Annotated in this window: 18 protein-coding genes and 1 pseudogene; 11 read left to right on the top strand and 8 right to left on the bottom strand. The window is 72.2% G+C overall.

Features of this window, described 5'->3' with window-relative positions; translation table 11 throughout:
* Positions 1 to 43: 43 nt before the first annotated feature.
* From IH09_RS24815 to IH09_RS24800, 4 genes are all read right to left on the bottom strand, one after another.
* A complete protein-coding gene (locus IH09_RS24815) occupies positions 44 to 1,171 on the bottom strand; it encodes a GuaB3 family IMP dehydrogenase-related protein (RefSeq protein WP_052859690.1) in 1,128 nt (375 codons plus the stop codon).
* A 201-nt stretch (positions 1,172 to 1,372) separates the two neighbouring features.
* A complete protein-coding gene (guaB, locus tag IH09_RS24810) occupies positions 1,373 to 2,875 on the bottom strand; it encodes an IMP dehydrogenase (protein WP_052859689.1) in 1,503 nt (500 codons plus the stop codon).
* 177 nt (positions 2,876 to 3,052) lie between these two features.
* Positions 3,053 to 3,628, bottom strand: a complete 576-nt coding sequence (locus IH09_RS24805; RefSeq protein WP_052859688.1) for a sigma-70 family RNA polymerase sigma factor — start codon at positions 3,626 to 3,628, stop codon at positions 3,053 to 3,055.
* 371 nt (positions 3,629 to 3,999) lie between these two features.
* The gene (locus IH09_RS24800) at positions 4,000 to 4,611 is read right to left on the bottom strand and encodes a response regulator transcription factor (RefSeq protein WP_003948568.1); all 612 of its coding nucleotides are present in this window, start codon (positions 4,609 to 4,611) and stop codon (positions 4,000 to 4,002) included.
* Positions 4,612 to 4,990: 379 nt separating this feature from the next.
* On the opposite strand from IH09_RS24800, the gene IH09_RS24795 reads away from it, so the two are divergent.
* The gene (locus IH09_RS24795) at positions 4,991 to 5,323 is read left to right on the top strand and encodes a WhiB family transcriptional regulator (RefSeq protein ID WP_052859687.1); all 333 of its coding nucleotides are present in this window, start codon (positions 4,991 to 4,993) and stop codon (positions 5,321 to 5,323) included.
* A gap of 513 nt (positions 5,324 to 5,836) precedes the next feature.
* Here IH09_RS24795 and IH09_RS24790 read toward each other — a convergent pair.
* Complete coding sequence (locus IH09_RS24790) at positions 5,837 to 6,748, bottom strand: LysR family transcriptional regulator (protein WP_052859686.1); 912 nt, start codon at positions 6,746 to 6,748, stop codon at positions 5,837 to 5,839.
* 80 nt (positions 6,749 to 6,828) lie between these two features.
* Here IH09_RS24790 and IH09_RS24785 point away from each other — a divergent pair, with 80 nt between their 5' ends.
* Positions 6,829 to 7,494 (top strand): MOSC domain-containing protein, encoded by a 666-nt coding sequence (locus tag IH09_RS24785; RefSeq protein ID WP_052859685.1) that lies wholly within the window; start codon positions 6,829 to 6,831, stop codon positions 7,492 to 7,494.
* A gap of 79 nt (positions 7,495 to 7,573) precedes the next feature.
* Positions 7,574 to 8,347 (top strand): SDR family NAD(P)-dependent oxidoreductase, encoded by a 774-nt coding sequence (locus IH09_RS24780; protein WP_052859684.1) that lies wholly within the window; start codon positions 7,574 to 7,576, stop codon positions 8,345 to 8,347.
* A 1,997-nt stretch (positions 8,348 to 10,344) separates the two neighbouring features.
* Here the strand turns inward: IH09_RS24780 and IH09_RS40880 are convergent.
* A pseudogene (locus tag IH09_RS40880) lies at positions 10,345 to 11,667 on the bottom strand (DUF2264 domain-containing protein); the annotation flags it as partial.
* Between the two features lie 193 nt (positions 11,668 to 11,860).
* Here IH09_RS40880 and IH09_RS24770 point away from each other — a divergent pair.
* The 6 genes from IH09_RS24770 to IH09_RS24745 all read left to right on the top strand — a co-directional run bounded on the left by IH09_RS24770 (position 11,861) and on the right by IH09_RS24745 (position 19,110).
* The gene (locus IH09_RS24770; RefSeq protein ID WP_052859683.1) at positions 11,861 to 13,045 is read left to right on the top strand and encodes a substrate-binding domain-containing protein; all 1,185 of its coding nucleotides are present in this window, start codon (positions 11,861 to 11,863) and stop codon (positions 13,043 to 13,045) included.
* Between the two features lie 179 nt (positions 13,046 to 13,224).
* Positions 13,225 to 14,541 carry an ABC transporter substrate-binding protein gene (locus IH09_RS24765; protein ID WP_052859682.1) on the top strand — a complete coding sequence of 439 codons (1,317 nt, stop codon included), beginning with the start codon at positions 13,225 to 13,227 and terminating at the stop codon, positions 14,539 to 14,541.
* On the top strand, positions 14,538 to 15,443 hold the full coding sequence (locus tag IH09_RS24760; RefSeq protein WP_052859681.1) for a carbohydrate ABC transporter permease: 906 nt from the start codon (positions 14,538 to 14,540) through the stop codon (positions 15,441 to 15,443). The genes IH09_RS24765 and IH09_RS24760 overlap by 4 nt, the downstream gene beginning before the upstream one ends.
* Before the next feature lie 197 nt (positions 15,444 to 15,640).
* A complete protein-coding gene (locus IH09_RS24755; RefSeq protein ID WP_052859708.1) occupies positions 15,641 to 16,435 on the top strand; it encodes a carbohydrate ABC transporter permease in 795 nt (264 codons plus the stop codon).
* 66 nt (positions 16,436 to 16,501) lie between these two features.
* Positions 16,502 to 17,560: a hydroxyacid dehydrogenase gene (locus IH09_RS24750; RefSeq protein ID WP_052859680.1), complete on the top strand. Its 1,059-nt coding sequence runs from the start codon at positions 16,502 to 16,504 to the stop codon at positions 17,558 to 17,560.
* Positions 17,561 to 18,003: 443 nt separating this feature from the next.
* Positions 18,004 to 19,110 (top strand): DUF5954 family protein, encoded by a 1,107-nt coding sequence (locus tag IH09_RS24745; protein WP_052859679.1) that lies wholly within the window; start codon positions 18,004 to 18,006, stop codon positions 19,108 to 19,110.
* A 105-nt stretch (positions 19,111 to 19,215) separates the two neighbouring features.
* Here IH09_RS24745 and groL read toward each other — a convergent pair whose 3' ends face one another.
* Both groL and groES read right to left on the bottom strand, forming a co-directional pair.
* Positions 19,216 to 20,841 (bottom strand): chaperonin GroEL, encoded by a 1,626-nt coding sequence (gene groL / locus IH09_RS24740; RefSeq protein ID WP_052859678.1) that lies wholly within the window; start codon positions 20,839 to 20,841, stop codon positions 19,216 to 19,218.
* Between the two features lie 136 nt (positions 20,842 to 20,977).
* Entirely contained in the window at positions 20,978 to 21,286 is a 309-nt protein-coding gene (groES, locus tag IH09_RS24735; RefSeq protein WP_052859677.1) for a co-chaperone GroES, read from the bottom strand.
* 314 nt (positions 21,287 to 21,600) lie between these two features.
* On the opposite strand from groES, the gene IH09_RS24730 reads away from it, so the two are divergent.
* Entirely contained in the window at positions 21,601 to 22,284 is a 684-nt protein-coding gene (locus IH09_RS24730) for a response regulator transcription factor (RefSeq protein ID WP_052859676.1), read from the top strand.
* Positions 22,277 to 23,710, top strand: coding sequence for a sensor histidine kinase (locus tag IH09_RS24725; protein WP_052859675.1), 1,434 nt, complete (start codon positions 22,277 to 22,279; stop codon positions 23,708 to 23,710). Before IH09_RS24730 ends, IH09_RS24725 begins: the two co-directional genes overlap by 8 nt.
* Positions 23,711 to 23,855 lie beyond the last annotated feature (145 nt).

Raw genomic sequence — 23,855 nt, 5'->3', positions numbered from 1 at the left:
TCACGTACGGGACCCGGTGGCCGTGCCCCGGGCCGGTCCGCCGCTAGCGGTTGTCGTGCTGCGACGGCGCGACCGTCACCTCGACCCGCTGGAACTCCTTGAGCTCGGAGTAGCCCGTGGTGGCCATCGCCCGGCGCAGCGCACCGAAGAAGTTCATCGACCCGTCGGGCGTGTTCGAGGGCCCGAGGAGGATCTCCTCCGTCGTGCCGACCGCGCCGAGGTCCATCCGCTTGCCCCGCGGCACGTCCTCGTGCACGGCCTCCATGCCCCAGTGGTGGCCGCGGCCGGGCGCGTCCGTCGCACGGGCCAGCGGCGAGCCCATCATCACCGCGTCCGCACCGCAGGCGATCGCCTTCGGCAGGTCGCCGGACCAGCCCACGCCGCCGTCGGCGATGACATGCACATACCGGCCGCCGGACTCGTCCATGTAGTCCCGGCGCGCGGCGGCGACATCCGCCACCGCCGTCGCCATCGGGACCTGGATGCCCAGGACGTTACGGGTGGTGTGCGCCGCGCCGCCGCCGAACCCGACCAGCACACCGGCCGCGCCGGTCCGCATCAGGTGCAGCGCCGCGGTGTACGTGGCGCAGCCGCCGACGATGACCGGGACGTCCAGCTCGTAGATGAACTGCTTCAGATTCAGCGGCTCGGCGGCCGACGAGACGTGCTCGGCGGAGACGGTGGTGCCGCGGATCACGAAGATGTCCACGCCCGCGTCCACGACCGCCTTGGAGAACTGGGCGGTGCGCTGCGGCGACAGCGCGGCGGCGGTCACGACACCCGAGTCGCGCACCTCCTTGATCCGCTGCCCGATCAGCTCTTCCTTGATCGGCGCGGCGTAGATCTCCTGCAACCGCTTGGTGGCCGTCTCACCGTCCAGCTCCGCGATCTCCGCGAGCAGCGGCTCCGGGTCCTCGTACCGGGTCCACAGACCCTCCAGGTTGAGGACGCCCAGACCGCCCAGCTCACCGATGCGGATCGCGGTCCGCGGCGAGACCACGGAGTCCATCGGAGCGGCCAGGAACGGCAGCTCGAAACGGTAGGCGTCGATCTGCCAGGCGATCGAGACCTCCTTCGGGTCGCGGGTGCGGCGACTCGGGACGACGGCGATGTCGTCGAAGGCATATGCCCGGCGGCCGCGCTTGCCGCGTCCGATCTCGATCTCAGTCACGTGTGTGGCCTTTCCCTCTAAGTCTGCCGTTCCAGTATCCCCGACACACGAAAACCCGCGGCCGCGGTACGGCCACGGGCTTCCGCCACGCCTGCGGGGCTTACTCGCCTCGCTCAGCGACGCGAGTAGTTCGGCGCCTCGGTCGTCATCTGGCCCCATCCCCCGGGGGCAACCCCCGGACCCCCGGCCGATGGGCCCGTCTCAGCGACGCGAGTAGTTCGGCGCCTCGGTCGTCATCTGGATGTCGTGCGGGTGGCTCTCCTTGAGGCCCGCGGAGGTGATGCGGACGAAGTGGCCCTTGTCCTTGAGCTCCTGGATGTCGGCGGAGCCGACGTAGCCCATGGAGGCGCGCAGACCGCCGATGAGCTGGTGGGCCACCGAGGAGAGCGGACCGCGGTAGGGCACCTGGCCCTCGATGCCCTCGGGGACCAGCTTGTCCTCGGAGAGGACGTTGTCCTGGAAGTAGCGGTCCTTGGAGAAGGACTTGCCCTGCCCGCGGGACTGCATCGCGCCCAGCGAACCCATCCCCCGGTACGACTTGAACTGCTTGCCGTTGATGAAGACCATCTCGCCCGGCGACTCCTCGCAGCCGGCCAGCAGCGAGCCCAGCATGACCGTGTCCGCGCCGGCCGCGATGGCCTTGGCGATGTCGCCGGAGTACTGGAGGCCGCCGTCGCCGATCAGCGGTACGCCCGCGGCGTGCGCGGCCTGCGCGGCCTCGTAGATCGCGGTGACCTGCGGCACGCCGACACCGGCGACCACTCGGGTGGTGCAGATGGAGCCAGGGCCGACCCCGACCTTGATGCCGTCGACGCCGGCGTCGATCAGCGCCTGGGCGCCGTCGCGGGTGGCGACGTTGCCGCCGACGACATCGACGCGGATGTTGGACTTGACCTTGGCGATCATGTCGAGGATGCCGCGGCTGTGGCCGTGCGCGCTGTCCACGACGAGGAAGTCGGCACCGGCCTCGACCAGCGCCTGCGCCCGGTCGTACGCCGCGTCGCCGACACCGACGGCCGCACCGACGACCAGCCGGCCCTCGGCGTCCTTGGCGGCGTTCGGGTACTTCTCCGCCTTGACGAAGTCCTTGACCGTGATCAGGCCCTTGAGAACGCCCGCGTCGTCGACCAGCGGAAGCTTCTCGATCTTGTGGCGGCGCAGCAGCTCGATGGCGTCCTCGCCGGAGATGCCGACCTTGCCGGTGACCAGCGGCATCGGCGTCATGACCTCACGGACCTGCCGGCTGCGGTCCATCTCGAAGGCCATATCGCGGTTGGTGACGATGCCCAGCAGCTTGCCCGCCGCGTCGGTCACCGGCACACCGCTGATCCGGAACTTGGCGCAGAGCGCGTCCGCCTCGGCGAGCTCCGCGTCCGGGCGGACCGTGATCGGGTCGGTGACCATGCCGGACTCGGAGCGCTTGACCAGATCGACCTGGTTGGCCTGGTCCTCGATGGAGAGGTTGCGGTGCAGCACACCGGCGCCGCCCTGGCGCGCCATGGCGATCGCCATCCGCGCCTCGGTGACCTTGTCCATGGCCGCGGACAGCAGCGGGATGCTCACCGTGACGTTCCGCGAAACCCGGGAGGCGGTGCTCACCGCGTTCGGCAGCACCTCCGACGCGCCGGGCAGCAGCAGAACGTCGTCGTATGTCAGCCCGAGCATGGCGAATTTGGCGGGCATACCGTCGACGTTGTCACTCATGACACCTTCCCCAATGCTCTTGCCTCAGCGCGGACTCCCATGCTAACGGCCTGGAGAGGTGTCCCATTCCACGGCCGATGAGGGCCTCATCACTCGTACGTTTCTACCGAGCCGCCCCGCCGCCCCAAGGGATTCCCGCGGGGCACCGGGGGCACCCCGCCGACCGACCGCCGACCGCTACTGCTCGGCGAGCGCCCGCAGCCGGCTGAGCGCGCGGTGCTGGGCGACCCGCACCGCACCGGGCGACATCCCCAGCATCTGCCCGGTCTCCTCGGCCGTCAGCCCGACCGCGACCCGCAGCAGCACCAGCTCGCGCTGGTTCTCCGGCAGGTTCGCCAGCAGTTTCTTGGCCCACTCGGCGTCGCTGCTCAGCAGCGCCCGCTCCTCGGGGCCGAGGGAGTCGTCCGGCTGCTCGGGCATCTCGTCGGACGGCACGGCCGTACTGCCGGGACCGCGCATCGCGGCCCGTTGCAGATCGGCGACCTTGTGGCCGGCGATGGCGAAGACGAACGCCTCGAAGGGCTTACCGGTGTCCCGGTAGCGCGGCAGCGCGCAGAGCACCGCGACACAGACCTCCTGCGCCAGGTCCTCCACGAAGTGCCGGGCGTCCCCCGGCAGCCGGGAGAGCCGGGTGCGGCAGTAGCGCAGAGCGAGAGGGTGCACATGGGCCAGGAGGTCGTGCGTGGCCCGCCGATCGCCCTCGACGGCGCGTGCGACGAGATCACCGATCTCCTGATTGCCGTCATCGCGCATCGGTCCATGGTGCCTTGACGCGGCGCCGCTCGCGGCATCACCCCTGTTGTTGTGCACCGAACCGTTACGAGCCGTCGTTCTGGAACCCACGTCCCACGCCTCCCCCGATCGGGTTGTGCCCATACCGGCCCCCGGACCCCGTCGGTAGCTTGTAGCCCGTGCCGAACGGCACCGGGCAGGGCTTGTCCGTCATCAGGGTCTCTTCTGGCCGAGTGAGAAGCCCCGGCCTCCGCCGGGGAGGAGTCACACGTCAAGGATGCGGCATCGCGTGACGTTTCGGCGCCGGGTGCCCACGCGGCGGGGCTGCGGCCTTCGCCACCTCATCAAGGGACGAACGCCGCAACCCCGTTGCGCAGCGCCTCACACCGCGGTCAGCGGACCAGTCCCCAGCGGAAGCCCAGCGCCACCGCGTGTGCCCGGTCGGATGCGCCGAGCTTCTTGAAGAGGCGCCGGGCGTGCGTCTTGACCGTGTCCTCGGAGAGGAACAGCTCCCGGCCGATCTCGGCGTTGGAGCGGCCGTGGCTCATGCCCTCCAGCACCTGGATCTCCCGGGCGGTCAGAGTCGGCGCCGCGCCCATCTCGGCGGACCGCAGCCGACGCGGGGCGAGCCGCCACGTCGGGTCGGCAAGCGCCTGGGTCACCGTGGCGCGCAGCTCGGCGCGCGAGGCGTCCTTGTGCAGATAGCCGCGGGCACCGGCGGCGACCGCGAGCGCGACCCCGTCCAGATCCTCGGCCACCGTGAGCATGATGATCCGGGCGCCGGGGTCGGCGGACAGCAGCCGCCGCACGGTCTCGACACCGCCGAGACCGGGCATCCGTACGTCCATCAGAATCAAGTCCGAGCGATCGGCGCCCCAGCGGCGGAGGACTTCCTCGCCGTTGGCCGCCGTCGTCACACGCTCGACGCCGGGAACGGTCGCAACCGCCCGACGGAGCGCCTCTCGGGCAAGCGGGGAGTCGTCGCAGACGAGGACGGATGTCATGACCGTCCTCCGCAGCTGATGCGCGTCACCTTGAGCCTCCAGGCTGATACATATCGTCACCTGTGCGATTGACGGCCTCGGACAGATGCCCGACGGCTACCTCTGCCAATCGCCTCCGCACACTCAACGACGGTCACTCGAAAGAGTTACGGCCTCGACGACCGGGTTCGGCACGCTCCGTAAGTGACCGGATACGCAGACGGTTCATCGCCGTACCGGTGGTCGCGCGCGCACCCTATGCCCTATTTGGCCCTCTTCCTTTCATTTTCGTGCCAACTGCGGCTAGATTCGCAATGAGTCATATTTACATCTACTTAGACAGTAGATGTACGGTCTTCAGCACCGAGCCCGCAACAGCATCGCTTCGAGGGGATTAGCAATGGCAGATTTCTCCCGCCTCCCGGGCCCGAACGCAGACCTCTGGGACTGGCAGTTGCTGGCCGCCTGCCGCGGCGTGGACAGCTCGCTCTTCTTCCACCCCGAGGGCGAGCGCGGAGCGGCTCGTAGCGCGCGTGAGACATCGGCGAAGGAGGTCTGCATGCGCTGCCCCGTACGGGCCGAATGTGCGGCGCACGCGCTGGCGGTCCGCGAGCCCTACGGGGTCTGGGGCGGACTGACCGAGGACGAGCGCGAGGAGCTCATGGGCCGGGCCCGGCACCGGCTGGTCCCCGCGACCTCGATGACCCACCACGTCGGCGTGACCGGCCTCTGACCGTCCGGAGCCGCCGCACCGGGAAGCACGCACACCACACGCTCCGCGAAAACCCTCCGCGAGCAGCGGGAAGGCCCCGGGAGAACTCCGGCGGGCCTTCCCCGGCCGGCTCGCGCCGCCGCGGGCGCCCCGTGCCCGCCCACGCCCGCCCCTCGTCACCGCTTCATCGCGACGCTTCTCGTCGCTGCTTCACCGCGATGCTTCTCGTCACTACTCCACTGCGGCGCTTCTCGTCGCTGGTCCACTGCGGCGCTTCGCGCTGCGGCATTCCCCTCGCCGCCGCGCCGCGTCCCGGTCACTCGAACGGCGGCCGGGCCGTCGCCCCGTATGAGGAGCACGTCCGCACCGGGTGAAGACCACTGGGTGAAGACCACGGGGTGAGGTCCCACGAGGTCCCGCATGAGGTCCCACATGGTGAAGGACACCGGGTGGACCTCACCTACGGAATGACACCGGGTGAAGCCCCACCAGGCGAAGCCCCACCCGCGAAACCCCCGCAGCCGTCCCAGGCCGTCAGTGCCCTGCGGCCTCGACCAGTTGATCGAGCATCGCCTCGACCGCGGGGACCTGCGCCAGGTCCGGCAGCGTGAGCGCGACGATCTCGCGGTGTACGGCCGGTTCCAGCCGTACCGTCGTGGCGCCCTTGGGGCGTACGGACGCCAGGGTCAGCTCGGGCAGGGCGGCGACGCCCAGGCCCGCGCCGACCAGGCCGATCACCGCCGGGTAGTCGTCGGTGGCGAAGTCGATACGCGGGGTGAAGCCGGCGTTCTCGCAGACCTCCACGAGGTGCCTCCGGCAGCGCGGGCAGCCGCCGATCCACGGGTCGTCGGCCAGTTCGGCGAACCGTGCCGTACCGGCCTGCGCCAGCCGGTGGCCGTCCGGGACCAGCCCGATCAGCCGGTCCGCCAGGATCGGGCGGGCGACCAGGTCGTCCCACTCCGCCCCGGCTGCCGGGTCCGCGCCGCGCACCTCGGGATAGCGGAAGGCCAGCGCGATCTCGCAGTCGCCGTTGCGCAGCATCTCGATCGAGCGCGGCGGTTCGGCCTCGACCAGCGAGACCCGGGTGCCGGGGTACGCGGCGCGCATCGCCGCCAGCGCGGTCGGCACCAGCGTCGAACTGCCGGAGGGGAACGACACCAGCCGCACCCGGCCGGCCCGCAGGCCCGCGATGGCGGCGACCTCCTCCTCCGCGGCGGTGAGCCCCGCCAGGATGCCGACGGCGTGCCGTACCAGCGCCTCGCCCGCCTGCGTCAGCCGCATCTCGCGTCCCGTACGGACCAGGAGCGGGGTGCCGGCGGACTGCTCCAGGGCCTTCATCTGCTGGCTGACGGCGGGCTGGGTGCAGCCCAGCTCGCGGGCGGCGGCGGAGAAGGAACCGGTCCTGGCGACGGCGCGCAGCACACGGAGATGACGGGCCTCGATCATTCTTCAAGCATAAGCGAGCCTTGGAGGGAGGGCAGATTACTCACTACACGCTTTGGCTGGATTGGCTTAGCGTGACCTTTATGAAGTTGCTTTCCGTGAACGTGGGGCGCCCCACACCATCCGAGCACACCGACTCCCCGGCCGGGACGGGTATCGACAAGCAGCCCGTGGACGGTCCGGTGGCGGTCGCCGCGCCGGGCCCCAAGGGCGTCGGCGCGAGCGGGCTGGCGGGCGACGCGGTCGTCGACACCCGCCATCACGGCGGCGACGACCAAGCCGTGTACGCCTACGCCCGCGAGGACCTGGACGCCTGGCAGCGGGAGCTGGGCCGCGAGCTGGGCAACGGCGTGTTCGGCGAGAACCTCACCACCGCCGGCGTCGAGGTCAACGGCGCCCTGGTCGGCGAGCGCTGGCGGATCGGCGACCGGCTGCTGCTGGAGGTGACCTCACCGCGGATTCCGTGCCGGACGTTCCAGGGCTGGCTGGGCGAACATGGCTGGATCAAGCGGTTCACGGCGGCCGGGGCGCCCGGTGCGTATCTGCGGGTGCTCGAACCGGGCGAGATCCGCTCCGGGGACACCGTCGAGGTGGTTCACCGCCCGGACCACGACGTGACCGTCGCGCTGATGTTCCGGGCGCTGACGACCCAACGGGAGCTGCTGCCGCGGCTGCTCGCGGTCGGGGACGCACTGCATCCGGAGGCGCGGGCCAAGGCGGTCAAGTACGTGGCGCAGGCGGCGAGCTGACGGGAGGCCGGCCGAAGGGGGCGGGCGCCGGCGCGCTCCGGGGCATCGGCGCCGCGCCCGGGGCGGATAGCGTGCCCGTATGACGACTGCACTGATCACGGGAGCGACGGCGGGCATCGGGGCGGCGTTCGCCCGGCGGCTCGCGAGCGACGGCCACAGCGTGGTGCTGGTGGCGCGCGACGAGAAGCGGCTGCGCGAGCAGGCGACCGAACTGCACGACCGGCACGGCATCGAAGCGGAGGTGCTCCGCGCCGATCTGGCGACGGAGGAGGGCATCGCCGCCGTCGAGGAGCGGCTCGCGGACCCCACGCGTCCGGTGGACCTGCTGGTGAACAACGCGGGGTTCGGCAACAAGGGCGAGTACCTCGAAGTGCCGATGGCCGATGAGCTGACGATGCTGAAGGTGCACTGCGAGGCGGTGCTGCGACTCACGACGGCCGCGGTCCGCGGAATGCGGGACCGGCGGCGGGGCGCGGTCGTCAACGTCGCGTCGGTGGCGGCGTTCGTACCGCGCGGGACGTACGGGGCGAGCAAGGCGTGGGTCGTGCAGTTCACCCAGGGCGCCGCGCGTGACCTGGCGGGCAGCGGGGTCCGGCTGATGGCGCTCTGCCCCGGCTTCGTACGGACCGAGTTCCACCAGCGGGCCGGGATGGGCACCGACAACATCCCCGGCTGGCTGTGGCTGGACGCCGGCAAACTGGTCGACGCGGCGATGCGGGACCTGGCACGCGGCAAGTCCCTGTCCGTCCCGGACCCGCGGTACAAGGCGCTGGTGAGCGCGGTGAAGCTGGCGCCTCGCGGGGTGCTCGGCGGGATCACTTCGCGGACGGGGCGGAAGTATGGTCCGCGGTAGTCGCTGGCGCTCCGTTTTTCCCCACGTTGTGGGGTGCGGCGGCGTGTCGGCCGGCGTTCCTCTCCGCTGCGGTCGGCGCTGACGCTCCTTTTCCTCACGTTGCAGGGTGCGGCGCCGTGCCGGCCGGAGTTCCTTTCCGCTGCGGTCGGCGCTGACGCTCCGCAATTACCCACGTCGTAGGGTGCGGCGCCGCGTCGGCCGGCATTCCTCTCCGCTGCTCGGGGCGGTAGTCGCTGGCGCTCCGGGTTTCTCCCACGTTGTGGGGTGCGGCGCCGTCCTTTTCCGACGTGCGGGGACGTTCCTGTTGGCGCTCCGGATTGCCCGCGGCGCGGCGGTCGGCGGTGCTTCCCCGGATGGCCGGGTGCGGCGCCGTTGATTTCCTTTCCGCTTCGCGGGGCGCCTCTACCCGCCGTTGCCGAGTGCTGCGCCGCTTGTTCTCTTTTCCGCTGCGGTCGGCGCTGACGCTCCGCATCTACCCACGCTGTAGGGTGCGGCGCCGCATCGGCTGGCGTTCCTCTCCGCTGCGCGGGGCGGTAGTCGCTGGCGCTCCGGGTTTCTCCCACGTTGTGGGGTGCGGCGCCGTCCTTTTCCGACGTGCGGGGACGTTCCTGTTGGTGCTTCGGATTGCCCGTGGCGCCGCGGTCGGCGGTACTTCCCCGGATGGCCGGGGGCGGCGCCATTGTCTTCTTTCCGCTGTGCGGACCGCCGCGTTGCCAGGTGCAGCGCCGTCTTTCCCCTTCCGCTGCGCAGGGCCTCCCCCGTATTGCCGAGTGCGGCGCCGCTTTTCCTTCTGATGCGCTGGCCACCGCCTCCGCGCGTTGCCGGGTGCGGCGCCGTTCGTGTTGGTTTCCGCTGCGCGGGGCTTTCAGGGGCGGTGAGGGGACGCAGGGGTCGGAGTTGCGGGGACTGCTTCGCTTTACGTCCCCGCACCCGACCCCTGCGTCCCCTCACCTTCCGTGGGTGGGTGGTGGAGGAGAGACAGGTGAGTGGTGGGGGAAGGGCAGGTGCGAGGTGGTGCCGTCGTGCCAGGTGACGTGGATGGCGTAGGGGGTGATGCGGGTGGTCGCCAGGGTGTGCAGGGGGGCGGGAGTGGGGTCCGCGGTGAGGGAGGCCAGGGAGATGAAGAGGGCTCCCTGGGGGGCGGAGACGGTGCCGTCCAGGGTGGCGGTGCGGGTGTGCGGACCGAAGGGGGTGCTGCCGGTGGCGGTCTCGCGGGGTGGGCCGGAGTAGCCGTGTACGGGGTGGAGTTGGGCGGTCGGGCCGTCGGGGGTGGTGGCCCAGCCGGTCTGGCGTACGGGGGTGCCGGGGGTGGCACCAGTGACGAGGTGGGCGCGGAGTTCGGCGCGGCCGTGGACGAGGGTGGCGGACAGTATTCGGACGCCGGGGAGTTCGGTGCCGTCGGCGTGGCGGGGGGTGTGGGTGGAGGCGGCCCAGTCGGGGCCGGTGCCGTGCGGAGTGGCGGGGCCGCGGGTGGTCGGGCTGCCGTCGATGAGCAGGGCGAAGTGGTTGTCGGAGGTGGAGTCGCCCGCCAGGACGTCGGACGCGGAATCGCCCGCCGGGACGGCGGAAGCGGAGTCACCCGCCGGGACGGCAGAGGCAGAGTCACCGGTCAGGCCGTTGGGGGCGGAGCCGGTCGCCGGAGTGGAGGCCGTGTCTCCGGCCAGGCCATCGGACGCGGAACCGTCGGCCAGGCCCTTGAGCACCATGGGACCGGCCGGGCCGGCGGGGGCCAAGTCACCCGCCAAACCGTCGGACGCGGAGCCGCCCGCCAGGGCGGCAGAGGCAGAGTCACCGACCAGGCCGTTGGGGGCGGAGCCGTTCGCCGGAGTGAAGGCGGTGTCTCCGGCCAGGCCATCGGGGGCCGAGCCGCCCGCCAAACCGACGGACGCGGAACCATCGGCCAGGCCCTTGGGCACCATGGGCCCGGTCGGGCCGGCCGGGGCCGTGGCACCGGCCAGGAAACCGGGCGCCGTGGGGCCGGCCAGGCCGGTGAAGCCCGTAGGGCCGGTGCGGGTGGAGTAGGCGTAGCGGGCGTAGTACGGGTCCGCGGCGGCGAGGACGGAGTTGCTGCCGTGGTTGTGGAGGCGGACCAGGCCGTCGGACGCGGTGGACTGGACGAGCAGACCGGTCGGCCCCAGGGGGAAGACGGCGTCGGCGGTTTCGGCAGGGAGGGGTTCCTCGGGGCCCGTCCAGGCGGGGTGGTCGGCGGGCAGCAGGAGGCCGAGGAATCCCTTGGAGGCCCAGTAGGGCGAAGCCGGTCCCGAGTAGCCCTGGAGCATCGGGGCGTACGGGCCGTACCAGCCGAGGGGCAGCAGGCCGTCCTCGGTGACGGCGCCGCGGTCGAGGAAGTGGCGCAGGGCGCCCGAGGCGAGGCGGCGGGTGGCGCCGGGGGTGAGCGGGGTGTGGCCGGTGAGGGCACCGAGCCAGGGGGCGGCGGTGGCGGCGAAGCGGTAGGTGAGCGAGCGGCCGAAGGGTATCGGGGCGCCGTTGGTGTCGAAGAGCCGCGTGTAGGAGGTGAGTTGGGCGTGCAGGCGCGCGCCGTGGGTGGCCAGCAGGGCGGCGTCGCCGCTGAGGTGGGCGTGCAGGACGGGGTAGAAGTGCAGGGCCCAGGCGTTGTAGTGGTCGAAGGCGCGGTTGTCGCCGTCGCTGTACCAGCCGTCGCCGCGGTACCAGTCGTCTATGCGGGCCAGCGCGCGGTCGATGGCGGCCTGCGCCCGTTCGGTCTCGATGCCCGCGTCGAGCAGGAAGCCGCCGACGGTGAGGCCGAAGAGCCACCAGTTGTTGTCGATGGGGGGCGGTTCGAGGGTGGGCAGCAGCCATTCCGCGATGCGGGCGCGGACCCGGTCGTCGAGGGTGTCCCAGAGCCGGCGGCGGGTCAGCCGCAGGCCGAGGGCTACCGAGGCGGCCTCGACGTACGCCTGCCGGACGGTTTCTATCCGGGGCCAGGAGTCCGGTTGGCCGGGCGCCAACTCCGTGTCGAAGGTGGGGCTTTCGGTTCCGGAGGTGAGGCCCTGGGCGTAGCGGTCGAGGAGGCCGTGCGGATCGCGGCCGTCGTCACCGGCGAGCCGGAAGGCGGCGAGCAGGAACGTCCGGGCGAAGCCTTCGAGGCCGTCCGAGCGGGGTCCGGAGAAGCTGGGACGGGGGCCGGGAAGGGAGATGAGGCCGTGGCGCGGGGACGCGTACGGGGCGGTGGCGCACAACAGGCCGTCGGCCGCCGCCTCCCAGTGGGCGCGGGTCCAGCCGGTGTACGGGCTGCGGTCGCGGTCCTCGGGAGGGAGGGTGAAGGGGTGCGGGCGGGAGTGGGACGGGAGTTGGGGCATGGGCTCCCCTGGGGTGGCTGGGTGGCCGGGCGATGCGGGAATCCTTCAGCCGTGGGCGATCGGTCGTCAAGAGAGCGGGATCGAATGATCGATTGAGCGTTCTCCGCTCCGGTCGATTCGGAACGATCGGGCTGGACTAGGCTCGGCCGCCATCCGGCCGCCTCGGGCCGCCTGCTGGGAGGGGAACGCCGCCGTGCGTGAGAGTGCAGTGCAACGCCACGACCGCCTGCTGACCTTGGTACGGGAGCACGGCACGGCCCGGGTCACCGACCTCGCCGCCCGACTCGGGGTGTCGCCGGTGACCGTACGGCGGGACGTCGAGACGCTGACCCGCAAGGGCCTGGTCGAGCGGGCGCACGGGTCGGTGTCCTGGCCCCGGCCGCGCACCGGGGAGGCGGGGGCCGGCGGCCTGGGGGCCAGGCCGGTGCTCGGGCTGCTCGCGCCGTCGGCCACGTACTACTTCGCCGAGGTGATCCACGGCGCGCACGAGGCGGCGGCGCGGGCCGGGGCCCGGCTGGTCCTGCGGATATCCGACTACCGGCCCGAGGGGGACCGGACGCGGGCCGAGGGGCTGCTGGCGGCCGGCGCCGAGGGGCTGCTGGTCGCGCCGGGCTGGCGCGACCGCGCCGATCCGGCCGAACACGGCGGCTGGCTGGCCGGCCTCCCGGTCCCCGCCGTGCTGCTGGAGCGGACGGCCGATCCGGGCGGTCCGCTGGCGGCGCTGGACCGGGTGTGCTCCGACCACGCCCACGGGGTGCTGCTGGCGCTGCGCCATCTGGCCGGGCAGGGCCATGCGGCGCCGGTGCTGGTGGCCCGCGCGGACAGCCCGACGGCGCTCGCGGTGCGCACCGGTTACGACGAGGCGCTGCGCGCCCTGGGGCTGGAGCGGCCGCATCCGGTGATCGACGCGCCGGCCGGCCGCGATCCGGAAGGGTTCGAGCGGGGCGTGCAGGCGCTGTGGACGGCGGTGACGGCGGGGCGGGTGACGGCGGCGCTGGTGCACAACGACGTGGACGCGATCCAGTTGGTGCAGCGGCTGGCGGAGCTGGGCATACGGGTGCCGGGCGAGCTGGCGCTGGTCGCGTACGACGACGAGGTGGCGGCGCTGGCGGACACCCCGCTGACGGCGGTGGCCCCGCCCAAGCGCGAAGTGGGTCGGCTGGCCACCGAGTTGCTGCTGGAGCGGTTGCGCGGGCGGGCGGGCGGCGGGGCCTCGGGCGGGCCGGGGACCGGGCCGGGAGACGGGCTCGAAGGCGGTGCGGGCGACGGGACGGGGGGCCGGGCCGAGCCCGCGCCGCGGCGGCATCTCGCCCTGCTGCCCCGTCTGCGGGTGCGGGCCTCCTGCGGGGCGGCCGAGGCGCGGGCGGCACGCGGGTAGCCGCCGCCTCCGGACGGTCCGGCCCCGCCGTTCCGTCCCGCCTCCGAGCGCTCACACTTTGTTCTTTTTTCGATCATTCAATCTTTCGCTCTTGACTTCGCTCATTCCGGGCCCAAGGATCGCCGCCATCGCTTCCCGCTTTCCTTCCCCCGTCAGGCCGTCAGCCCAGGAGCCGTGTCATGAGCCGCAGTTGGAGCAGAACCTCTGTCGCGATAGCCGGTGCCACGGCCGCCCTCGCCGTACTGACGGCCTGCGGCGGCGGTGACCCCGCCGCCGCAGGAGACGGCGGCCACGTCACGATCACCTACTGGGGCTGGGCCAAGGGCACCAAGCAGACCGTGGACGCGTTCAACGCCACCCATGACGACATCACCGTGAAGTACGAGGAGATCCCGTCGGGCGGGGCCGGCGGCTACGCGAAGATCGCCAACGCGGTCAAGGCGGGCAACGCCCCCGACCTGGTCAGCATCGAGTACCCCTCGCTCCCCGAGTTCGTCAGCCAGGGCTCGCTCCAGGACATCACCCAGTACGTCACCGACGACCTCAAGAAGCAGCTGCTGCCGCAGGCCGTGGAGCTGACCACGCTGGGCGGCAAGAACTGGGCGGTGCCCTTCGACGCCGCACCGCAGACGTACTACTACCGCAAGGACTTCTTCACCCAGCACAAGATCGAGGTGCCGAAGACCTGGGACGAGTTCCGGACCGCGGCGGCCGCCGTCAAGAAGGCCGACCCGAAGGCCCGGATCGGCACGTTCTTCCCGGACGACCCGACGACCTTCGAGGCGATGGTCTGGCAGGCGGGCGCGCGGTGGTTCGCCACCGAGGGCGACGCCTGGAAGGTGGACACCACCGATCCGGCCACCAAGAAGGTCACCGCCTACTGGCAGGGCCTGCTCGACGACGGCCTGGTCAACAGCGCCACCTCCTTCAGCCCCGCGTGGACCGGCGCGCTCAAGAGCGGCGACACCGTCGGCTACCTCGGCGCCTCCTGGGGCGCGGGCGCGCTGAAGGGACTCGTCCCCGACCAGAGCGGCAAGTGGGCCGCGGCCCCGATGCCGACCTGGGACGGGAAACCGGCCGGCGGCATGCTCGGCGGCTCCACCTGGGCCGTCACCAAGGACAGCCACCAGGCCGCGGCGGCCGTGAAGTTCGCGACCTGGATGTCCACCTCGCCGGACGCCATCAAGGCCCGGCTCTCCTCCGGCGACTCCAGCGCCTACCCGGCCGCCGCGGCGCTCCGCCCGGTCGCCAAGAAGGCGTTCGACACCGGCTTCTACGGCGGCCAGGACCTCTACGGGCTCTTCGACGGCGCCGCCGCCGCCATCAAGCGGGACTGGGCCTGGGGCCCGACCGGCGGCACCACCAACACCACGCTCAAGGACGCGTTCGGCAAGGCCGCGGACGGCAACGGCACCCTCGCCGACGCCGTACGGTCGGCCCAGGACGCGACCGTGCGGGAGCTGCGCAAGCGCGGGCTGAAAGTCGCCGGCCAGTGAGCCCCAAGGCGCGCGCCGTCACCGTCCTGCTGACGCCGTTCTTCGTCCTGTTCACCGTGGTGATGGTGGTGCCGATCGGCTACGCGCTGTGGCTGAGCCTCTTCACCGAACAGCAGTCGGGGCTCGGGTTCGGCGGTACGCAGACGGTCTTCACCGGCCTCGGCAACTACCTCACGGCGCTGGGCGACCACGCCTTCCGCGACGGTTTCCTCGTCCTGATCGGCTACTGCGCGCTCTACATACCGCTGCTGCTGGCCGGCGGGCTGGCGCTCGCGCTGCTGCTGGACTCGGCGCTGGCGCGGGCCCGGCGCTTCTTCCAGCTCGCGCTCTTCCTGCCGCACGCCGTGCCCGGCATCATCGCGGCGCTGATCTGGGTCTACCTCTACACCCCCCAACTCAGCCCGGTCATCGGCGCGCTGAAGTCCGGCGGCCTCGACTTCTCCTTCCTCTCCCCCGGCGGCGCGCTGCCCGCCGTCGTCAACATCGCGCTGTGGGAGTGGCTCGGCTACAACATGGTCATCTTCTACGCCGCCCTCCAGGCCATCGACCGCTCGGTGATCGAGGCCGCGACGGTGGACGGTGCGGGCGCCTGGCGGATCGCGACCGGTATCAAGATCCCGCTGATCCGCTCCTCGGTCGTGATGGTCGCCCTCTTCACCGTGATCGGCTCCCTCCAGCTCTTCACCGAACCGCTGATCATCAACCAGGCGTCCTCCGCCGCGCTCACCTCCTCCTGGACACCGAACATGTACGCCTACGCCGCGGCCTTCACCCGCAACGACTACGGACTGGCGGCCGCCGCGTCCGTCCTCCTCGCGCTCGCCGCGGCGGTGCTGTCCTTCGCCATCACCCGCCTCTCGCAGCGCACCCCCCGGTCCCGGACGAAGGGCAGGACAGCGTGACGGACCGCACCACGGCCGGCCCCGCGACAGCGGCCCCGGCCGACGGAACCGACCGGCCCGGCGACCGGGCCGCGGCCACCCCCGCGGGCACCCCCGGCACCGCCCCCGTACAACGCGCGCCCCGCGGCACCGTCCGCGCCGCCGCCCGCCCGTCCCGCAGCCGCTGGCTCTCCAAGGCCGCCGTCAACGGCACGCTCGTGCTCGCCGTGCTCTACACCCTCTTCCCCCTCGTCTGGCTGGTCACCGCCGCCACCAAGGACGCCGGCGGGCTGCTGGCCGGGAACGCCTTCTCCTTCGAGGGCTTCGACCTCGGCGGCAACCTCTCCCGTCTGGCCTCCTACAACGATGGCGTCTACTTCCGCTGGTACGCCAACAGCCTGCTCTACGCGGGCGGCGGCGCCCTGCTCTCCGCGCTGGTGTCCGTGGCCGCCGGATACGCCTTCGACACCTACGAATTCCCCGGCAAGGAGCGGCTGTTCGGCGTCGTGCTGCTCGGGGTGCTGGTGCCCACCACGGCGCTCGCCCTGCCGCTGTACCTGCTCGCCGCCAAGACCGGTCTCGTCAACACCTACTGGTCGGTGCTGATACCCGTCCTCGCGCATCCGTTCGGGGTCTATCTCGCACGGGTCTTCAGCGCCGGTTATGTGCCCGGTGAGGCGATCGAGGCCGCCCGTATGGACGGCGCGGGCGAGCTGCGGATCTTCTGGTCGATCGGCCTGCGCATGCTCATGCCGGGCTTCGTGACGATCTTCCTCTTCCAGTTCACCGCGATCTGGAACAACTTCTTCCTCCCCCTGGTCATGCTCTCCGACCAGCGCCTCTTCCCGCTCAGCCTCGGCCTGTACGCGTGGAACAGCAACACCCACGCCGAGCCGTCCTACTACCCCCTCGTCGTCACCGGCTCGCTGCTCGCCGTCATTCCGCTGGTCATCGCCTTCGTCGCCCTCCAGCGGCACTGGAAGGCCGGCCTCGCCGCCGGCAGCGTCAAATGACGACGAACCGCCGGACGACCGCGCGCCTGTGCGACCGCGCGACCGCGAAGGAGCACTGGTTCCACCATGCACCCCACCACTGACAATCCCCCCGGCCCCGCCACGACCCCGTCCGCCCGGCCCGGTCTGCTGCTGTCCATGGGCCCCGGCATCGCCGACCGGCTCCTCGCGCCCCGGCACCACACCCGCCTCACGGCACTCACCCGCACCAACTCCCGTCTCGTCGGCCATGAGTTGACCGATCCGACCCCCGAGGTGGCCGCCGCCCTCGCCGGCGCCGAAGTCCTCCTGACCTGCTGGGGTGCCCCGCCGCTCACCGCCGGCGTACTGGCCGCGGCCCCCCGGCTGCGCGCCGTCGTCCATGCCGCCGGTTCGGTCAAACACCACATCACCGACGCCTGTTGGGCGCGCGGTATCGCCGTCACCTCGGCCGCCGCCGCCAACGCGCTGCCGGTCGCCGAATACACCCTCGCCGCGATCCTCTTCGCCAACAAGCGGGTGCTGCACACCGCGCACCGCTACCGCGCTCTGCGCGCCCCGCACGACTGGCAGCGCGAACTGGCCACCGCGGGCAACTACCGCCGCACCATCGGCGTCATCGGCGCCTCCCGCATCGGCCGCCGCGTCATCGACCTGCTGCGCCCCTTCGACCTGCGGGTCCTGCTGCACGACCCGTACGTGGACGCCGCCGAGGCCGCCCGCCTGGGCGCGACCTCCGTCCCCCTCGACACCCTCTGCGCGGACAGCGACATCGTCACCGTGCACGCCCCGGAACTGCCCGCCACCCACCATCTGCTCGGCGCCCGCGAGCTGGCCCTGATGCCGGACGGCGCCACCCTCATCAACACCGCGCGCGGCTCCCTCGTCGACGAGACCGCGCTGCTCCCGGAGCTGACCCGCGGCCGCCTCAACGCGGTACTGGACGTCACCGCCCCCGAACTCCCGCCGCCCGCCTCGCCGTTGTACGACCTGCCGAACGTCCTGCTCACCCCCCATGTGGCCGGTTCGCTCGGCGGCGAACTGCACCGCATGGCCGACCTCGCCCTGGACGAGATCGAGCGCTACACCCGGGGCCGCCCGTTCGCCGACCCGGTGCACCCCGAGGGCCTGCACCGGTCGGCCTGACGCGCGGGCCGCGTCCCGCACCCCGTAACGCGGGTGGCCGAGGTGCCGCGGTCCCGGCCCGGCATCCCCGGCCGCCTGCCCGCCAGGGGTGAGAGAGTGTGCCCATGAGTGAAAAACCAGGGCACCAGCAAGGCTGGTGGGCGCCGCTCAGCGGGGAGCGGGAAGGGCGGTCCGTGATCTGCCCGCGGATGTGCGGCGGACTGCTCACGGCCCAGCCGGCCGGCCCGCTGATCCACTGGACGTGCCAGAACCCGGGGTGCGGGTACCACATCCACAGTTAGCGGATACGCCACGGCCCGGCAGCACTCCGCCGGAGCCGTGGCCGAGCGCCCCGCCCGCGCACCCGCCACCCCGCCGCGTCCGCCGCCCCGCCGCATGCGCGAAGCGCGCGAATTCCGCGAATCCCCGTGTGGCACACGGCGGTTTGTGCGCACAGTCTGTACATGGACGGTTACGGAGACACGACCCCCGCCTATCTGGCGATCCGGGTGACTCATCAGGAGAGCCCGATCGCGGCCCTCGCCGAACGGGAGGCATGGCAGGCCAGAGAGCGCTACCCCGAGCTGATGGGGGTGGGGCTGCCGGAGTTCTTCCACGCCCGGGAGTGTGAGACGGGCGGCTGGGAGCTCTCCGAGTACGGCAGCGATACGCCGCAGGGCGCGCGGGACACGCTCGGGTCGGAGTTCCGGCGGCGGGCCAAGGCGGCCGAGGAATCCGGCGCGGAGCGGGATCGGCGCAAGTGGCTGGCGGCGGCCGCGCGCATGGACCGTGAGGTCGTCGACGAACTGAGCATCCTGGGCACGAGGTTCACGATCGCGCGCGCCTCGCGCTTCATCCGGATGGGCACCGGCGGCCCCGAGCCGCCCCGGCCCACCGACCCCGACCCGGGGGAGGTCGGTGAATCGCACCGGCTGCCCTCGCGGACCAAGGGCTTCGTGATCGACCCGTACACCGGCACCGGGCTGGCCGACGGCATCCTCAAACTGGACCTCATCCAGTTCGTCGGGGCCCCGCCCGGCGCGCCGCCGGAGATCGCGGCGGACGCGCGGCGGGCCTGTGTGACGCATCCCGGCGGGGTGCTGATGCCCGCCGTGTTCATGGTCTCCGAGCGGACGGACGGGCGCTGGCAGGCCCACAACCCGGGCGCCTCGCACTCGACACCGCAGGGCGCGCGGGACGCCCTGGCCGGCTGGCTGCGCGTGATGGCCCCGTTCACGCTGGATCTCGACGAGGCGGAGCGCGCGGTGTACGCACGGGTGGCGGACCGGCTCGACGCGAAGCGGAGCAACGGGGCGAGCGTCGCCGGGAGCCGTTTCCGGGTGACCCGGGTCGAGCGGCTGGTCCGGATCGGCCCGGACGGGCCCGAGGGCCCGCGTCCTTCCGACTACGACCCGGAGCAGCCCATCGAGGTCCAGGTCCGCGACCTCAAGGCGCGGGGGCTGTGGCGGGGCGAGGACGAGCCGCTCGAACTCGACGAGCGGGCCGAGAAGTTGCGCGGTCTGTGGGAAGAGGAGGAGGCCCGCCGCCAGGCCGTCCGCCGCGGCAGATGACGGCGGGCACCGGACGGGTGCCGCACATGACCGAGGCCCGGTCCCCGCACAGAGCGGGAACCGGGCCTCGGCCGTGGTGTGACTACACCGGCGGGACTGCCCGCGTCAGTGGGAGTGACCGTGGCCGTGACCGGCCTCGGCGGGCTCCTCCTCCGCCGGCTTCTCGACGACCAGGGTCTCGGTCGTGAGCAGCAGCGAAGCGATGGACGCGGCGTTCTCCAGCGCGGAGCGGGTGACCTTGACCGGGTCGATGACGCCGGCCTTCACCAGGTCGCCGTACTCGCCGGTCGCGGCATTGAAGCCCTGGCCCTTGTCCAGCTCGGCGACCTTCGAGGTGATGACGTAGCCCTCGAGGCCGGCGTTCTCGGCGATCCAGCGCAGCGGCTCGACGACGGCGCGGCGGACGACGGCGACACCGGTGGCCTCGTCACCCTCCTTGCCCAGCGAACCTTCGAGCGCCTTGGCGGCGTGCACCAGAGCGGAGCCACCACCGGAGACGATGCCCTCCTCGACCGCGGCGCGGGTCGCGGAGATGGCGTCCTCCAGACGGTGCTTCTTCTCCTTGAGCTCGACCTCGGTGGCCGCACCCACGCGGATGACGCAGACGCCACCGGCGAGCTTGGCGAGGCGCTCCTGGAGCTTCTCGCGGTCCCAGTCCGAGTCCGTGGACTCGATCTCGGCCTTGATCTGGTTGACGCGGCCGACGACGTCCTCGGAGTTGCCGCCACCGTCGACGATGGTGGTGTCGTCCTTGGTGACGGTCACGCGGCGGGCGGTGCCCAGCACCTCGAGACCGGCCTGGTCGAGCTTGAGGCCGACCTCCTCGGCGATGACGGTGGCACCGGTGAGGGTGGCCATGTCGCCGAGCATCGCCTTGCGGCGGTCGCCGAAGCCGGGGGCCTTGACGGCCACGGCGTTGAAGGTGCCACGGATCTTGTTGACGACCAGGGTCGACAGGGCCTCGCCCTCGACGTCCTCGGCGATGATCAGCAGCGGCTTGGAGGCACCGGCCTGGATGACCTTCTCCAGCAGCGGCAGCAGGTCCTGGATCGAGCCGATCTTGCCCTGGTGGATCAGGATGTACGGGTCGTCGAGGACGGCCTCCATACGCTCCTGGTCGGTGACCATGTAGGGCGACAGGTAGCCCTTGTCGAAGGCCATGCCCTCGGTGAAGTCCAGCTCCAGACCGAAGGTGTTGGACTCCTCGACGGTGATGACACCGTCCTTGCCGACCTTGTCCATGGCCTCGGCGATGAGCTCGCCGACCTGCTTGTCCTGCGCGGACAGACCGGCCACGGCGGCGATGTCGGACTTGTCGTCGATCGGGCGGGCGGTCGCGAGGAGCTCCTCGGACACGGCCTTGACCGCGGCGTCGATGCCCTTCTTCAGGGCGGCCGGGGAGGCACCCGCGGCGACGTTGCGCAGGCCCTCGCGGACCAGCGCCTGGGCCAGCACGGTGGCGGTGGTGGTGCCGTCACCCGCGATGTCGTTGGTCTTGGTCGCCACCTCCTTCACGAGCTGGGCGCCCAGGTTCTCGTACGGGTCGTCGACCTCGACCTCACGGGCGATGGTGACACCGTCGTTGGTGATGGTCGGCGCGCCGAACTTCTTGTCGATGACGACGTTGCGGCCCTTGGGGCCGATCGTCACCTTGACCGTGTCGGCAAGCTTGTTGACGCCGCGCTCAAGGGCGCGACGGGCGTCCTCGTCGAACTTCAGGATCTTCGCCATGGGGTTGCTTCAAGTCCTCTCGTTGCGATCCCGGTCCGCGCCCGGCGGCCGTCGTCGCGTCAAACGAACTGCGCCCCTGCCCCGGGTTGTTTAGACGCGGGAACCAGGGGCGCAGATCTAGGCAATTCTGGGTGAATTACTTCTCGATGATCGCGAGAACGTCGCGAGCCGAGAGAACGAGGTAGTCCTCGCCGTTGTACTTCACCTCGGTGCCGCCGTACTTGCTGTAAAGCACGATGTCACCGGTGCTCACGTCGAGCGGAAGACGGTTGCCGTCCTCGAAGCGGCCCGGGCCAACGGCCAGGACGACGCCCTCCTGGGGCTTCTCCTTGGCAGTGTCCGGAATGACCAGGCCCGAGGCCGTGGTCTGCTCGGCGTCGAGCGGCTGGACCACAATGCGGTCCTCAAGCGGCTTGATGGCAACCTTGGAGCTGGCGGTCGTCACGATCCGACCTCCCCCTTCGGAGATCTCACGGGGTTAACTGTCTGAGGTGGCGACCAGGTGGATCCGTCGTCGCGGGTGCCGGATCTGCCCGTCGCTGTGTTTGGCACTCCCCGGTGGAGAGTGCCAACGCTGACACTATGACGCGGTTAGCACTCGGTCAAGCGGAGTGCCAGCGCGGCGGTCCCGGCACCCGCGTTCCGCGGGCCGCCCGGCCACCGCGGCTGCCCGTCAGGGGCCGTCGTCCCCGGCGGCAGTCACAATGCAGACAGGACGAGATACGGCGGGATCACCCGACAACGTGGGGCACGGAGCAGATGCGCATTTTGGTCGTCGAGGACGAAGACGGGCTCGCGGACTCCCTGCGGCGGGGGCTCGGGGCCGAGGGGCACTGGGTGGACGTCGCCCATGACGGCCACCGCGGTCTGGAGCTCGCGCTGACCGGGCCGTACGACGCGATCGTGCTGGACGTGATGCTGCCGGGCCCCAGCGGATACGAGATCTGCGGGCGGCTGCGGCGGCACGGCGACTGGACGCCGGTGCTGATGCTGACCGCGAAGGACGGCGAGTACGACGAGGCCGAGGGGCTGGACGCGGGCGCCGACGACTACCTGACCAAGCCGTTCTCCTTCGTCGTGCTGCTGGCCCGGCTGCGCGCGCTGGGGCGGCGGACACGGGACGGGCGGGCCCGGCCGCGCACCCTCCAGGCCGGTGATCTGACGCTGGACACCGAGGGCCGCAGGTGCCGCCGCGGCGACGTCGAGGTGGAGCTGACCGCCCGCGAGCTGGGCGTGCTGGCCTGTCTGATGGCGGGCGACGGGCAGGCCGTCGCCAAGCAGGACATCCTCGACGAGGTGTGGGACTCCCCCACCGAGATCGATCCGAACATCGTCGAGGTGTATGTCTCGTCGCTGCGCAAGAAGATCGACGTGCCGTTCGGACGGCGCTCGATCCGGACCGTGCACGGGACCGGGTACCGGATGGCCGCGGACGATGGCTGACCGCCCCACCGGGTGGCTGCGGCGGCTGCGGCCGCGTACGGTCCGCGGCCGGGCCGCGGTGGCCGCCGCGCTGACCATGGCGCTGGTGCTCACCGTCGGCGGCGGCTGGCTCGCCGCGACGCTGCGGGCCAACCTCCTGGACAACACCACGGGCCGCACCGAACTGGCCGCCCGCAAGGTCGCCGCGCAGGTGGACACCGGCACCCTCCCCGAGCAGCTCGGCGCACCCGCGTCCGGGGTCGATGTGGTGCTGGTGACGGACGGGACGGGCGGGGTCGTCGCCGCGAGCCGGTGGCAGGCCGCGTCGCTCGCCGCCGACCTGGCCGGCTTCCGGCCGCCGGCGGAGCAGGACTCCGCCTCGCAGATCGTCGTCGGCGGGCCGGTCGCGGCGAACGAACGCGCGGACGTGGTCGTGGTGCGGGCCGCGCCGCCCGGCGGCGGGGAGCGGTACGTCTACGCCGTGACCGTGCTCTCCGACGTGGACGACGCCACGCACGCCGTCCGGGTGGGGATGCTGGTGGTGGCGCCGCTGCTGATCATCCTGGCGGCCGCCATCGCCTGGGCGGTGACCGGGCTGGCGCTGCGGCCGGTCACCGCGATCCGTACGGAGCTGGCCGCCGTCACGGAGCGCGAGCTGGACCGGCGGGTGCCGGACCCGGCGGGCGGTGACGAGGTGGCGCTGCTGGCCCGTACGGTCAACGCGACCCTGGACCGGCTGGAGGAGGCGGTGGGGCGCCAGCGCCAGCTCGTCGCCGACGCCTCGCACGAGCTGCGCAACCCGATCGCCGCGGTCCGCTCCCGGCTGGAGGTGGCGCTGGCCGGCGAGCCGGGCCCCGCGCTCGCCGAGGCGGTGCGGGCGGCGCTCGGCGACACCGAGCGGCTCCAGCGGATCGCCGCCGATCTGCTGCTGCTCGCCCGGCTCGACGCGCATCCGCCGCGGGCCGCGGAGCCGGTGGACCTGGCGCTGCTGGCGGCCGAGGAGGCGGCCCGGCGGCGGGCGCCGCGGGTGCCGCTGGCGGTACGGGCCCAGGCGCCGGTGCCGGTCCGCGGCGACCCGGCCCAGTTGGAGCGGCTACTGACCAATCTCGTCGACAACGCCCTGCGGTACGCCGGCTCCCGGGTGCGGATCACGGCCGAGCCGCTGCCGGGCGGCGGGGCGCGGCTGGAGGTCGCCGACGACGGGCCGGGGATCGCCCCGGCCGACCGGGAGCTGGTCTTCGAGCGGTTCGCCCGGCTGGACGCGGCGCGCGACCGCGAGCGCGGCGGGAGCGGCCTCGGCCTGGCCATCGCCCGCGGTATCGCCCGCGCCCACGGCGGCGACCTGACGGTGGCCGGTGAACCGGACGGTCTGCTCACCGGGGCCCGCCTGGTGGCGAGCTTCCCGGCGCCGCTCCCGCCGGCCGCGCCCCGGCCGCCGGGCTCCTGAAGGGCTTTTCAGAAGTTTCAGGTCTTCTTCAGGAAGCGCCGCCCACCCTGGTCGGATGAAGCACCGTCAGCATGGTCGGACTGTGACACGGCAGCATCGGCGCGCGGCATCGCGCAAGAGCTCGCGGCGACGGCTCGGGCGCCGG

The organism is Streptomyces celluloflavus, assembly GCA_000720995.1.
GTDB classification, from domain to species: domain Bacteria; phylum Actinomycetota; class Actinomycetes; order Streptomycetales; family Streptomycetaceae; genus Streptomyces; species Streptomyces celluloflavus.
The sequence above is the reverse complement of the archived record's forward strand: the minus strand, read 5'-3'. Positions and strand labels throughout refer to the sequence as shown.

Bases quoted from the DNA above. Each gene is read 5' to 3' on its own strand.
- IH09_RS24765 (WP_052859682.1), top strand. From the start codon at position 13,225: ATGAGCCGCAGTTGGAGCAGAACCTCTGTCGCGATAGCCGGTGCCACG.
- IH09_RS24800 (WP_003948568.1), bottom strand. From the start codon at position 4,611: ATGACATCCGTCCTCGTCTGCGACGACTCCCCGCTTGCCCGAGAGGCG.
- IH09_RS24750 (WP_052859680.1), top strand. From the start codon at position 16,502: ATGCACCCCACCACTGACAATCCCCCCGGCCCCGCCACGACCCCGTCC.
- IH09_RS24730 (WP_052859676.1), top strand. From the start codon at position 21,601: ATGCGCATTTTGGTCGTCGAGGACGAAGACGGGCTCGCGGACTCCCTG.
- IH09_RS24745 (WP_052859679.1), top strand. From the start codon at position 18,004: ATGGACGGTTACGGAGACACGACCCCCGCCTATCTGGCGATCCGGGTG.
- IH09_RS24725 (WP_052859675.1), top strand. From the start codon at position 22,277: ATGGCTGACCGCCCCACCGGGTGGCTGCGGCGGCTGCGGCCGCGTACG.
- IH09_RS24780 (WP_052859684.1), top strand. From the start codon at position 7,574: ATGACGACTGCACTGATCACGGGAGCGACGGCGGGCATCGGGGCGGCG.
- groL (WP_052859678.1), bottom strand. From the start codon at position 20,841: ATGGCGAAGATCCTGAAGTTCGACGAGGACGCCCGTCGCGCCCTTGAG.
- IH09_RS24805 (WP_052859688.1), bottom strand. From the start codon at position 3,628: ATGCGCGATGACGGCAATCAGGAGATCGGTGATCTCGTCGCACGCGCC.
- IH09_RS24790 (WP_052859686.1), bottom strand. From the start codon at position 6,748: ATGATCGAGGCCCGTCATCTCCGTGTGCTGCGCGCCGTCGCCAGGACC.
- IH09_RS24785 (WP_052859685.1), top strand. From the start codon at position 6,829: ATGAAGTTGCTTTCCGTGAACGTGGGGCGCCCCACACCATCCGAGCAC.
- IH09_RS24795 (WP_052859687.1), top strand. From the start codon at position 4,991: ATGGCAGATTTCTCCCGCCTCCCGGGCCCGAACGCAGACCTCTGGGAC.
- guaB (WP_052859689.1), bottom strand. From the start codon at position 2,875: ATGAGTGACAACGTCGACGGTATGCCCGCCAAATTCGCCATGCTCGGG.